This window comes from Paragemmobacter kunshanensis (assembly GCF_011059185.1).
Lineage (GTDB): Bacteria > Pseudomonadota > Alphaproteobacteria > Rhodobacterales > Rhodobacteraceae > Paragemmobacter > Paragemmobacter kunshanensis.
Genome location: NZ_JAALFE010000008.1, coordinates 101,927 through 113,982, shown reverse-complemented (window position 1 = coordinate 113,982; position 12,056 = coordinate 101,927). Strand labels below are relative to the sequence as shown.

Sequence of the window (12,056 nt, the reverse complement as noted above, 5' to 3'; positions counted from 1 at the left end):
CACACCTCGGCTATGCGGTGACACGGCACCGCAGTTGAACTGGACACTGGCCCGCCTTATCATCCGCCGTAAAGCCGAGGGCAAGATTTCCCGGGCAAGCTTGCCGAAAGCTTTGCCGCCAAGAGGGGCGAAGGCAGGCAGAGGTGCGAGGGACGCGACGTGCGATTTCAGGCTGATGTCAGGCGAACCCGGACAAGAACAGCATTCGGGATGCTGGAACTTGTCTTTCACGGCGCGGTCCACAATGTGCGGAAATCGCATACCAGCGCGGTGATGGGCCTTGTGCTGAACGTGATCCAGTCCTCGATCATGATCATCGGCTTTTACGTGATGTTCACCTTCGCGGGCGCGCGGCCGAATTCCATCAGGGGGGATTACATCCTGTTCCTGATGTCGGGCGTGTTCCTGTACATGACCCATGTGAAGACGATGAACGCCGTCATCCGGGCGGATGGGCCGACTTCGGCCATGATGAAGCATGCCCCGATGAACACGATCATCGCCGTTGCCTCGGCGGCGCTGGGGACGTTGTATCTGCAGGTCTTTTCCGCCTCGATCATCCTTTATGTCTATCACGCCGTCATCACGCCGCTGACCTTTGACGATCCGGTGGGCATGGTCGCCATGCTGATCCTGTCCTGGGCCACGGGGATTGCCATCGGGATGATGTTCCGGGCCGCCAATCCCTGGCAGCCGCGGCTGTTCGGGATGGTTGCCGCGGTTTACACGCGGATCAACATGATCGCCTCGGGCAAGATGTTCGTGGCCAATGCCATGCCCACGGCGGTGCTGGCCTTCTTCGACTGGAACCCCTTGTTCCATACGATCGACCAGGGACGCGGCTATATCTTTCTGAACTATGCGCCGCGTTACACGACGATCGACTATCCGATCTATGTGATGCTGGCCTGCCTGACGATCGGGCTGATCGGGGAATACTATACCGGCAAGCGGGCCTCGGTCAGCTGGACGATGGGGAAATAGAACCGTCGGCGACGACCCGCAGGGTCAGGTTGATCCGCCCGCCCCCGGGCAAGAGGCGCGAGGACCGGAAGCGCAGCCTGTCGATGCCGTGCCAGGCCAGGCGGGCGGGGCCGCCCATCAGAAGGACATCGCCGGATTTCAGCCAGAAGCTTTCCGTCGGATCCTTGCGATCAGTGCCGCCGATGCGAAAGAGCGCTTCGTCCCCCAGGTTGATGGACAGGACGGGGAAGGAGAAGTCGCCTTCGTCGCGGTCCTGGTGGAGGCCCATCTTCGCCCCTTCGCCGTAGAAGTTCACGAGGCAGCAATCCGGTTCGCGCGGCAGCCCGACAAGGCTGTGCCAGAGGGCCAGCACATCCGGCGGTATCGCGGGCCAGGGCTGACCGGCGGGATGGCGCGGTTCATAGCGGTAGCCCCGGGCATCGGTGATCCAGCCCAGGCGACCGGCGGATGTCATCCGGACGCTCATCGGGCGACCGCCGGGCGTGACGGGGGCATAGAGGGGCGCCGCGGCAACCACCTTGCGCAGATCGGCCACAAGTGACTGTTGCGCATCGGGATCGAGCAGGCCGGGAAAGTAGCGCAGACCCCGGATTTCAACTGGTATCGCCATCGGCCCATTCCTTCGGATTGCCCGGAAATTCCATCGGGGCGAGTGCTTGCAGCCCCCTGATCCCCAACTTATATACAGCGCGAAGCCGGGAACAGGCGGGCCGCCTGCACCGGATGCACTTGGGATCGGGGCTGGATGCCTTTATAGGGTCCAACTCCAAAACATCGCCGGAAGAAGAGGTAGCATATCATGGCCAAAGTCATCGGGATTGACCTCGGGACGACCAACTCTTGCGTTGCCATCATGGATGGTTCGCAACCCCGCATCATCGAAAACTCCGAAGGCGCGCGCACGACGCCCTCGATCGTTGCCTTCACCGAAACCGAACGTCTGGTGGGCCAGCCCGCCAAGCGCCAGGCCGTGACCAACGCCGCCAACACCGTCTTTGCGGTGAAGCGCCTGATCGGCCGCCGCCATGACGACCCGGCGGTGACGAAGGACCAGAAGAACATCCCCTACAAGGTGATCAACGGCGGCAATGGCGACGCCTGGGTCGAAGTGCGCGGCGAGAAGTATTCGCCCAGCCAGATTTCCGCCTTCATCCTGCAGAAGATGAAGGAAACCGCTGAATCCTATCTGGGCGAGACGGTGACGCAGGCCGTCATCACGGTTCCGGCCTATTTCAACGACGCCCAGCGTCAGGCCACGAAGGACGCGGGCAAGATCGCCGGTCTGGAAGTGCTGCGCATCATCAACGAACCGACCGCCGCCGCGCTGGCCTATGGTCTGGACAAGAAGGAAACCCGCACCATCGCGGTCTATGACCTTGGCGGCGGCACCTTCGACATCACGATCCTTGAGATCGACGATGGCCTGTTCGAGGTGAAGTCGACCAACGGCGACACCTTCCTTGGCGGCGAAGATTTCGACATGCGCATCGTCAGCTATCTGGCCGACGAGTTCAAAAAGGAACACGGCGTCGACCTGACGCTGGACAAGATGGCGCTGCAGCGTCTGAAGGAAGCGGCCGAAAAGGCGAAGATCGAGTTGTCGGCCTCGAGCCAGACCGAGATCAACCAGCCCTTCATCAGCATGGACAAGAACACCGGCCAGCCGCTGCACCTGGTGGTGAAGCTGACCCGCGCCAAGCTGGAATCGCTGGTCGATGACCTGATCAAGAAGTCGATGAAGCCCTGCGCAGCCGCGCTGAAGGATGCCGGTCTGACGACGTCGGATATCGACGAGGTGGTGCTTGTCGGCGGCATGACGCGGATGCCGCGGGTGATCGAAGAGGTCACCAAGTTCTTTGGCAAGGAACCGCACAAGGGCGTGAACCCCGATGAGGTTGTGGCCGCCGGTGCCGCGATTCAGGCCGGCGTTCTGCAGGGTGACGTCAAGGATGTCGTGCTGCTGGACGTGACGCCCCTTTCGCTGGGGATCGAAACGCTGGGTGGCGTGTTCACCCGTCTGATCGACCGCAACACCACGATCCCGACGAAGAAGAGCCAGGTCTTCTCGACCGCCGAGGACAACCAGAACGCCGTGACGATCCGGGTGTTCCAGGGCGAGCGCGAGATGGCCGCGGACAACAAGATGCTGGGGCAGTTCAACCTTGAGAACATCCCCCCGGCCCCGCGCGGCATGCCGCAGATCGAGGTGACCTTTGACATCGACGCGAACGGGATCGTTTCCGTCAGCGCCAAGGACAAGGGCACCGGCAAGACGCAGGCGATCACCATCCAGGCTTCGGGCGGGCTGAGCGACGAGGACATCGAAAAGATGGTCCGCGATGCCGAGGCGAATGCCGAGGCCGACCGCGCCCGCCGCGAGCTTGTGGAGGCGAAGAACCAGGGCGAAAGCCTGCTGCATTCGACCCGCAAGTCGCTGTCGGAGCATTCGGACAAGGTGGATGCCTCCACCGTCGAGGCGATCGAACTGGCCATGCAGCCGCTTGAAGAGGCGCTGAAGGGCGAGGATGTCGGCAAGATCAAGGGCGGCATCCAGAACCTGACCGAGGCGGCGATGAAGCTGGGCGAGGCGATCTACAAGGCCAGCCAGTCGGAATCGGAAGGTGGCGAAGAGGATGGCCCGCGTCCGGTGGACGATGACATCGTCGATGCCGACTTCGAGGATCTGGGCGAAAACAAGCGGAAGTGACATCGCGTGAATCGGAAGAGGGGGCGGTTCGGGAACGGACCGCCCCCACCCGGTTCTGAGAGGGGGTTTTGTCCCGAATGGCAAAACGAGATTATTACGACGTCCTCGGCGTGACGCGTGGCGCATCGGCGGACGAGCTGAAGAAGGCCTATCGTCAGAAGGCCAAGGAACTGCACCCCGACCGGAATTCGGACAATCCGAATGCCGAGGCGCAGTTCAAGGAAGTGAACGAAGCCTATGACGTGTTGAAGGATGCCGATCGCAAGGCCGCCTATGACAGGTTCGGCCATGCCGCCTTTGAGGGCGGAATGGGCGGCGGTGGCGGCGGGCGCGGGCCGCAGGGCTTTGGCGGCGGTGGCAATGGCGATTTCGCCAGCGCCTTTTCGGATGTGTTCGAGGATCTCTTCGGCGACTTCATGGGTGGCGGCCGGGGCGGCGGCGGGCGGTCGCGCGCGCAGCGCGGATCCGACCTGCGCTACAACCTGCGCGTCTCGCTTGAGGAAGCCTTTCAGGGCGTTCAGAAGACGATCAACGTGCCGACCTCGGTCTCTTGCGACACCTGCCGGGGCACCGGCGCCGAAGGCGGCGCCGAGCCGGTGACCTGCCCCACCTGTTCGGGCATGGGCAAGGTGCGGGCGCAGCAGGGCTTTTTCACCGTGGAGCGGACTTGCCCGACCTGCAACGGCATGGGCCAGATCGTGAAGAACCCCTGCCGTTCCTGCGGTGGCGCGGGCCGGGTGGAGAAGGAAAGATCGCTGTCCGTGAACATCCCTGCCGGGGTGGAAACCGGGACGCGCATCCGCCTTGCCGGCGAAGGCGAGGCCGGTCTTCGCGGCGGACCTTCGGGGGATCTGTATATCTTCATCGAAGTGCGCGAGCATCCGATCTTTCAGCGGGACGGGCTGCACCTGTTCTGCCGTGTGCCGATCAGCATCACCGCTGCCGCCCTGGGCGGCGAGGTGGAAGTGCCGACGATTGATGGCGGCCGAAGCCGGGTAAAGGTTCCGGCAGGCGCGCAGACCGGCAAGCAGATGCGCCTGCGCGCCAAGGGCATGCCCGCGCTGCGCGGCGGCGGTGTCGGGGACATGGTCCTTGAACTGGCCGTCGAGACGCCGGTCAACCTGACGGCACGGCAAAAGGAACTGCTGGTGGAGTTCGAGAAGCTGAGCGAAGAGAACAACCCCGAAGGCAAGAGCTTCTTTTCCAAGGTCAAGGGTTTCTGGGACGGTATGAAGAACTGATTTCCTTCTGGAACAGGTATCGAGGCGGGGCTGGCGCATGCGCGCGGGCCCCGTTTCATTTTCAATGCGGGCGTTAAGGCGACGTTCACCTCTTTGCCCGAAACTGGCGGCATGAAACAGAGATGCCACTTTCAGGAAACGGCGCTGCCCCTCTTTCCCCCCGGGGATGAGGATGAAGCCCTGGCAACTGCCCCACTGACGGGCCGGTTGCCCAGCTATATCTCAGATCATCGCAAGCGGTTGAGGGAGCGTTTCCTTGAAAGCGGGGGCCAGGGAATCCCGGAATACGAATTGCTGGAGCTGATCCTGTTCCGCGCCATCGGGCGGCAGGATGTAAAGCCCCTGGCGCGCAGGCTGCTGGATCAGTTCGGCGATCTGGCGCGGGTCGTATCGGCCCCCGTCGCCAGGTTGCGGCAGGTGCATGGTGTTGGCGAGGCGGTCATCACGGAGCTTCGGTTGATCGAGGTTGCCGCGCAGCGCATGGCAAGGTCGCGGGTGATCCAGCGGCCTGTCCTTTCCTCCTGGAACGCGCTGCTGGACTATTGCCATACGGTCATGTCGCATGCCGAACAGGAACATTTTCGCATCCTGTTCCTGGATCGCAAGAACGTCCTGATCGCGGATGAGGAACAATCGCGCGGCACGATCGACCATGTGCCCGTCTATCCGCGCGAAGTGGTGAAGCGGGCGCTGGAACTGGGCGCGTCGGCCCTGATCCTTGTGCATAACCACCCGTCCGGCGACCCCACGCCTTCGACGGCCGATATCGACATGACGCGCCAGATTGCCCAGGCCTGCACCGTTCTGGGGATCACGCTGCACGATCACCTGATCATCGGGAAGGATCGCGAGGTCAGTCTTCGGTCGGAGCGCCTGCTGTAAGAAAATCGGGCTGCAACCAAAGCTCTACCCGCCGGTTCAGGCGACGTCCCGCACCGGTTTCATCGCAAGCCATGGGCAGCGCCTCGCCGAAGGCCGCGACATCGGGCAGGCGTGCGGCGGGCAGATCGGGTGCGGCGGCCTGAAGCGCGGCCTGCACGGCCCGGGCGCGATCTTCCGAAAGGGCCAGGTTCGCACTGGCGGCACCCGACCCATCCGAGAAGCCGACAAGGATCAACCTTTCCCCGCCGAAGGCATTCGTTTCAAGCAGGCGGGCCAGATCCTGCAACGTGCCGCGCGAATGCGCGTCAAGCGTGCTGGATCCGTCTTCAAACCGAAAGGTGAAGGAAAGCCGGTCTGCCCCATCCATCAGATCGACGAGACGCTTCAGATCGGCCAGCGTGGTTTCTTCCCCAGCGCCCTGAATGGCGTTGATCAGGCGCAGGCCATCAGCCGTCATCGGTTGGCGTTCCGCCGCACGATCGACATAGCCTTGGGTGGCGATCACCTCTTGCGCGCGCGGATCGGTCAGGAATTCAAGGAATTCACGTGCAAGCAGGGGCAGGCGGCGGCGTGGCGTCAGCAGGTGCAAGGGCAGGGCGAGGGGGTAATCCTCGGCCTTCACGGCCAGCGAGGACGGAAGCAACGGAAAGCCGCAGGAATCCGTCAGCGTCAGGATCCGGGTCTGCCCGGCAACAGCGCGCCCGGTCACGGCCAGCGCCCAGGGATCGCGCGCCACGGCTGCGGCGAGGGCTGCAAGATCGGGATGGGTCTCTGTTGTCTCGATATTGCGGCCCAGGCGGCCCGAAAGCGCCCTTTGCAGGCCACTGCTTCCCGGCAATCCGTGCAGGACAAGGGGCATGTCGGGGCCGCCGATTTCGGCCCAGTTCGACACTTCGCCCGACAGCGCGCGCGCCAGGTCTGCGGAAGAGATCCGCGCGACGGGATTGCCGGGCGAGACAACCGGAACAAGCGCATCGAGGGCAAGCGGGCGAGAGCCGAGATCCGGCTCTGTTCCAGCGGAAAGAATGAGTTCCGCCGCGCCGGATACCAGCGCCGCGCGGGCCGCTTCGGGGGCCATCGCTTCAAAGCTGAATTCCGCAAGGATCTGCCCGCTGGCACGATCCGCCAGACGGGCCTTTCCATCGGACAGGCTGTGGTCCAACCCGCGCGCGGCGGCAAATGCCGCGACCAGCGGCGGAATCAGCCTCAGGCCCGGGTCGCCTTCGCCCACGATCCTGACGGGAATGCGCGGTGCCGTCAGTTCGGGGCAGCCGGGGCCATCACAGATGACGCCCTGACCATCGACGGTCAGATTTCCGTATTCGGTTTCGACGCGGTAGAATTCACCATCCCAGCCAAGCAGCGTCCCCGTCAGCGCCAGTCCGCCATCGCGCGCGGTCAGTGTAACGTCTTGCGAATGGACGACGCCCGCAAGCATGCTTGCGGCGGCAAGCCCCACCAGACACGACACAATCCGCATTCAAACCCGCCAAGCCCTAATCCGCCTGCGCGAGTTTCGTTTCCGCCAGAGGATTATTCAAGGCCACAAAGCCACCCTGGCCATCGCATTCCGGCATGGCAAGGCTGAGATCTTCGCGGGTAACGACGCCATGGTCGCTGATCAGAACCTCTCCCAACAATTCGCGTCCGCAGGTTTCGGGCGTGACTTCGGCCTCGATCGAAAGGGCGAGTGCCGGGGCATCTGTCAGGGTGACAACCTCTGCCAGCATCGGCAGGGGGCCGGACACTGTGCCGACGCGGATCGCCGGGCTGTCGGAGCGCAGGGCGAAGGTGTCGGCATCCATCCATTGCACGGCGATCCGACGGATCCCTGCCAGTTCGGGTATGGCCGCTTGCGCCGCGATCTGGCGGCCATCAGGAAAGCGGATGGAGAGGGCCCCGTCCGGCTGCAGCCCGGGAATCGAGGCAAAGAGGGCACCCGTTGCGGTGGTCTGGAAAGTGACGGCAAGCCCGGCATGCTGAAGGACGACGGTCTGGTTCGGATGGCAAGGTACTGTCAGCGTGATGGAAAGGTTCGCCGCATCGTCGGCAAAGACATCCAGCATGGGCGCACAGACATCTGCCTTCACGATGGCGGGCAAGGGATCCTTGGGCACAGTTGTCGCGCCTTCGACGTCAAGCCGGACAGGAACGGGTGCCGGAGCGCCGTGATCGGCCGCAAGAGGCGTGCCCGCCGCAAGGCGCAACGGTTCCGGCTTGGGTTCGGATTGAGGTTGGGGTTGCGAGGTTCCTGTCGGATACATGGTGACAGAGGATTCTGCCGATCCGGATTGCATCACCTGACCGATTGCAAGGGCGGCAACGACGACGCCCCCTGCCATCATCACACTGCGTCGACGATCCATGCACACTCTCCACCGCACCGATACGGGGCAGAGAGTGGCAAGGGATCAAGACCTGCACGAGGCAGGATTAGGGCATTTTCGGAAGGCGATCAGTCGTTCGCGCCATGGCAATGCTTGAACCGAAGTCCAGAGCCGCAGGGGCAGGCGTCATTGCGCGACGGGTTGCCCCAGGTGGAGCGGTCGGCGGGATCGAAGCCCGGGCGCGCCGCTTCGGCCAGGGCCTCGCCTGCACCGGCGGCAACCGGCACGGCGGCAGCGGCCCTTGTTGCGGCCTTCTCGGCCTCGGCCGAGGCGGCCTGCGCCGCGCGCTGCTGGGCCAGAAGCTGCTGCATCATCGCATCCTGTTCTTCCTGCGTCATCGGACGGATCAGCGAGAGCTTTTGCGTCACTTCCTGACGGAGCGAGTTCAGCATGGATTCGAACAGGGTGAAGGCCTCGGTCTTGTATTCCGACAGCGGATCGCGCTGCGCATAGCCGCGGAAGCCCACCACCGAACGCAGATGTTCCAGCTTCAGCAGATGTTCGCGCCATTTGCCATCAATCGCCTGCAGCAGAACCTGCTTTTCGATGTTGCGCATGGTTTCCGGGCCGAAGGCCGCGGTCTTTTCTTCCATCGCCTGATCGGATCTTTCGGTGATCCGTTCGCGCATGACATCCTGATCGACGCCCTCTTCCGCCGCCCAATCGGCAATCGGCAGGGCAAGGTTCAGCTTTTCCGTCACCGCCTGCGACAGGCCGGGGATATCCCATTGATCGGCATAGGTCTTGGGCGGCATGTAGAAATCGACCAGATCCTCGATCATCTGGATGCGCATGTCGGCGGCGATTTCGCCGATATCTTCGGCCTCCATGATATCGAGGCGCTGGCCGAAGATGACCTTGCGCTGGTCGTTCATCACGTCGTCGAATTTCAGAAGCTGCTTGCGGATGTCGAAGTTGCGGCCTTCGACCTTGGCCTGCGCGCGTTCGAGCGACTTGTTGACCCAGGGGTGAACGATGGCCTCTCCGTCCTTCATCCCGAGTTTGGACAGCACGGAATCGAGCCGTTCCGACCCGAAGATCCGCATCAGATCATCTTCCAGCGACAGGAAGAAGGACGACCGCCCCGGATCGCCCTGACGGCCCGAACGGCCGCGCAACTGGTTGTCGATCCGGCGGGATTCGTGGCGTTCGGTGCCAAGAACGAAAAGCCCCCCGGCGGCGATGACCTTTGCCTTCTCTTCGGCATGTTCGGCCTCGATCCGGACGCGGACTTCGTCGGGATGCAGGTGGGGATCGGCGGCAATCGCCTCCATCACCTTCATCTCGACATTGCCGCCAAGCTGGATGTCGGTGCCGCGACCGGCCATGTTGGTGGCGATGGTCACCGCGCCGAAACGGCCGGCTTCGGCCACGATCTTGGCTTCCTGTTCGTGGTGGCGGGCGTTCAGGACGTTGTGGACGATGCCATCCTGCTTGAGCATGGAGGACAGGATTTCCGACTTTTCGATGGATGTCGTGCCGACAAGGATCGGCTGGCCCTTGGCATTCGCCTCCTTGATGGTGCGGACGATGCCATCGTATTTCTCTTTCGCGGTGCGATAGACCTGATCATGTTCGTCGACACGGGCGATGGGGCGGTTCGTCGGAACCTCGACCACGCCAAGGCGGTAGATTTCCATGAATTCTTCCGCCTCGGTCTGGGCGGTGCCTGTCATGCCGGCCAGCTTTTCGTAAAGGCGGAAGTAGTTCTGGAAGGTCACGCTGGCGAGCGTCACGTTTTCCGGCTGGATCGTCACGCGTTCCTTCGCCTCGATCGCCTGATGCAGCCCTTCCGAAAGGCGGCGGCCACGCATCATGCGACCGGTGAATTCGTCGATCAGCATCACTTCGCCGTCGCGGACGATGTATTGCTGATCCTTGTGGAACAGCTTGTGCGCCTTCAGCGCCTGGGTCACGTGGTGAACCAGCGTCGTGCTTTCGGGATCGTAGAGCGATTGGCCTTCGGGCAGCAGGCCGTTTTCCTGCAGCAGCTTTTCGACATGTTCGTTGCCGTCATCGGTATAGGTGACGGAGCGGGTCTTTTCGTCGATCTTGTAATCCTCTTCCCGGAGGAAGGGGATCAGGGCATCGACCCGCTGATACAGGTCGCTGCGATCCTGCGAGGGGCCGGAAATGATGAGGGGGGTGCGCGCCTCGTCGATCAGGATCGAGTCGACCTCGTCCACGATGGCGAAGAAATGGCCGCGCTGGGCCATGTCTTCCTTCGACATCTTCATGTTGTCACGAAGATAGTCGAAACCCAGTTCATTGTTGGTGGCATAGGTGATGTCGGCGCGATAGGCGGCGCGCTTTTCGGCATCGGGCTGATAGGGATAGACGACACCGCAGGTCAGGCCAAGCTGGGCATAGACCTTGCCCATCCATTCCGAGTCGCGCTTTGCAAGGTAGTCGTTCACGGTGACGACATGCACGCCCTTGCCCGCCAGCGCGTTCAGATAGGCCGGGAAGGTGGCCATCAGCGTCTTGCCCTCGCCGGTCTTCATTTCGGCGATGTTGCCCTGATGCAGGAAGATGCCCCCCTTGAGCTGCACGTCAAAGGCCCGCAGCCCGAGGGCGCGCTTGGCCGCTTCGCGGCAGTTGGCAAAGGCTTCGGGCAGGATGGCATCAAGGCTTTCGCCGCCGTCCTGAACGCGTTTCTGCAATTCTGCGGTCTTGGCCTTGATCGCATCATCGCTGAGCGCGGCGAATTCCGGCTCCAACGCGTTGATCTTCGCCACCAGCGGACGAACGGACTTTACCTTGCGGTCATTCGGCGTTCCGAAGACCTTCCGCGCAAGCGTTCCAAGACCCAGCATGTTTTCTCCGCCTACCTGACATCATCGTGTGAGGCTGTGGCCTTGCCCGACCCCAACGCCTTCCATAGAAGAGCCAAGTGGACCGGCAGGCCCCGTCGCACGCGACCCCCGCGAGATAAGGGAGAGGCCGGTCATAGTCAACGTCGCTTAGGGAAGCGGCCCGATCAGGAGTAGGTGAGATGGCGAAACATTCCGGGTTCTTGGCAGGGCTGGTGCTGGCCTGCGGCATGGCCGTGCCCGCGCTTGCGCAGGATGAGGCCGCGCCCACTGCCGATACGGTCGTGGCGACGGTGAACGGGACAGAGATCACGCTGGGCGAGCTGATCATCCTGCGCGAGAAGCTGCCGGCCCAGTATCAGGCGCTGCCCGATGACATGCTGTTCAAGGGTCTGATGGATCAGGCGATCCAGCAGGCGACGCTGGAACAGTCGGTCGAGGCGGAAAAGACCAAGCGCGACGAGATCTGGATGCGGACGGATGCGCGCAGCTACATGGCGGGCAAGGCGCTGCAGGCGCTGGTCGAGGCGGCGGTGAACGATGCCTCGCTTCAGGCGGCCTATGATGCGAAATATGCCAATGCGCCCGCGCAGAAGGAATATTCGGCGCAGCATATCCTTGTGGACAGCGAAGAGAAGGCAAAGGAACTGAAGGCCCAGATAGACGGCGGCGCGGATTTCGGCGAGTTGGCAAAGGCCAATTCCAGCGACACGGGTTCGGCGGTCAATGGCGGCGATCTGGGCTGGTTCGGGCTGGGCATGATGGTGAAGCCCTTCGAGGATGCCGTCGTGGCCGCCGCGCCCGGCAGCGTGAGCGATCCGGTGCAGACGGATTTCGGCTGGCATCTGATCAAGGTGAACGAAGTGCGCGATGCGGCCAAACCCACCATCGACGAGGTTCGCGACGAATTGGCCGCCGAGATCGAGCAGACCGTGGTAGAGGCAAAGCTGGCCGAACTGACGGGCGCGGCCGAGATCACGCGCCCCGGCGACGGGCTTGACCCGGCGCTGCTGCGGGATGCAACTCTGCTGGACAAGTAAAC

Annotated in this window: 9 protein-coding genes; 5 read left to right on the top strand and 4 right to left on the bottom strand. The window is 63.0% G+C overall.

The window, feature by feature from the left end; all coding sequences use genetic code 11:
* Positions 1-210 precede the first annotated feature (210 nt).
* On the top strand, positions 211-984 hold the full coding sequence (locus G5V65_RS10050) for an ABC transporter permease (protein WP_165049569.1): 774 nt from the start codon (positions 211-213) through the stop codon (positions 982-984).
* Here the strand turns inward: G5V65_RS10050 and G5V65_RS10045 are convergent.
* Positions 962-1,594 carry an alpha-ketoglutarate-dependent dioxygenase AlkB family protein gene (locus tag G5V65_RS10045; protein ID WP_165049567.1) on the bottom strand — a complete coding sequence of 211 codons (633 nt, stop codon included), beginning with the start codon at positions 1,592-1,594 and terminating at the stop codon, positions 962-964. The genes G5V65_RS10050 and G5V65_RS10045 overlap by 23 nt on opposite strands.
* 189 nt (positions 1,595-1,783) lie before the next feature.
* Here G5V65_RS10045 and dnaK point away from each other — a divergent pair, with 189 nt between their 5' ends.
* From dnaK to radC, 3 genes are all read left to right on the top strand, one after another.
* The gene (gene dnaK / locus G5V65_RS10040) at positions 1,784-3,691 is read left to right on the top strand and encodes a molecular chaperone DnaK (RefSeq protein WP_165049565.1); all 1,908 of its coding nucleotides are present in this window, start codon (positions 1,784-1,786) and stop codon (positions 3,689-3,691) included.
* Between the two features lie 77 nt (positions 3,692-3,768).
* Positions 3,769-4,932 carry a molecular chaperone DnaJ gene (dnaJ, locus tag G5V65_RS10035; protein ID WP_165049563.1) on the top strand — a complete coding sequence of 388 codons (1,164 nt, stop codon included), beginning with the start codon at positions 3,769-3,771 and terminating at the stop codon, positions 4,930-4,932.
* A 111-nt stretch (positions 4,933-5,043) separates the two neighbouring features.
* On the top strand, positions 5,044-5,814 hold the full coding sequence (gene radC / locus G5V65_RS10030; RefSeq protein ID WP_165049561.1) for a RadC family protein: 771 nt from the start codon (positions 5,044-5,046) through the stop codon (positions 5,812-5,814).
* Here the strand turns inward: radC and G5V65_RS10025 are convergent.
* The 3 genes from G5V65_RS10025 to secA form a co-directional block, all read right to left on the bottom strand.
* Positions 5,786-7,294 (bottom strand): phosphate ABC transporter substrate-binding/OmpA family protein, encoded by a 1,509-nt coding sequence (locus G5V65_RS10025; protein ID WP_165049559.1) that lies wholly within the window; start codon positions 7,292-7,294, stop codon positions 5,786-5,788. The two genes, radC and G5V65_RS10025, sit on opposite strands and share 29 nt — an antisense overlap.
* A gap of 16 nt (positions 7,295-7,310) precedes the next feature.
* Complete coding sequence (locus tag G5V65_RS10020) at positions 7,311-8,180, bottom strand: hypothetical protein (protein WP_165049557.1); 870 nt, start codon at positions 8,178-8,180, stop codon at positions 7,311-7,313.
* 89 nt (positions 8,181-8,269) lie between these two features.
* On the bottom strand, positions 8,270-11,017 hold the full coding sequence (secA, locus tag G5V65_RS10015) for a preprotein translocase subunit SecA (protein ID WP_165049555.1): 2,748 nt from the start codon (positions 11,015-11,017) through the stop codon (positions 8,270-8,272).
* Positions 11,018-11,196: 179 nt separating this feature from the next.
* On the opposite strand from secA, the gene G5V65_RS10010 reads away from it, so the two are divergent.
* Positions 11,197-12,054: a peptidylprolyl isomerase gene (locus tag G5V65_RS10010; RefSeq protein WP_165049553.1), complete on the top strand. Its 858-nt coding sequence runs from the start codon at positions 11,197-11,199 to the stop codon at positions 12,052-12,054.
* Positions 12,055-12,056: the final 2 nt, after the last annotated feature.

Coding starts and splice junctions, on each gene's coding strand:
- G5V65_RS10050 (WP_165049569.1), top strand. CDS start 211: ATGCTGGAACTTGTCTTTCACGGCGCGGTCCACAATGTGCGGAAATCG.
- dnaJ (WP_165049563.1), top strand. CDS start 3,769: ATGGCAAAACGAGATTATTACGACGTCCTCGGCGTGACGCGTGGCGCA.
- G5V65_RS10025 (WP_165049559.1), bottom strand. CDS start 7,294: ATGCGGATTGTGTCGTGTCTGGTGGGGCTTGCCGCCGCAAGCATGCTT.
- G5V65_RS10020 (WP_165049557.1), bottom strand. CDS start 8,180: ATGGATCGTCGACGCAGTGTGATGATGGCAGGGGGCGTCGTCGTTGCC.
- radC (WP_165049561.1), top strand. CDS start 5,044: ATGAAACAGAGATGCCACTTTCAGGAAACGGCGCTGCCCCTCTTTCCC.
- secA (WP_165049555.1), bottom strand. CDS start 11,017: ATGCTGGGTCTTGGAACGCTTGCGCGGAAGGTCTTCGGAACGCCGAAT.
- dnaK (WP_165049565.1), top strand. CDS start 1,784: ATGGCCAAAGTCATCGGGATTGACCTCGGGACGACCAACTCTTGCGTT.
- G5V65_RS10010 (WP_165049553.1), top strand. CDS start 11,197: ATGGCGAAACATTCCGGGTTCTTGGCAGGGCTGGTGCTGGCCTGCGGC.
- G5V65_RS10045 (WP_165049567.1), bottom strand. CDS start 1,594: ATGGCGATACCAGTTGAAATCCGGGGTCTGCGCTACTTTCCCGGCCTG.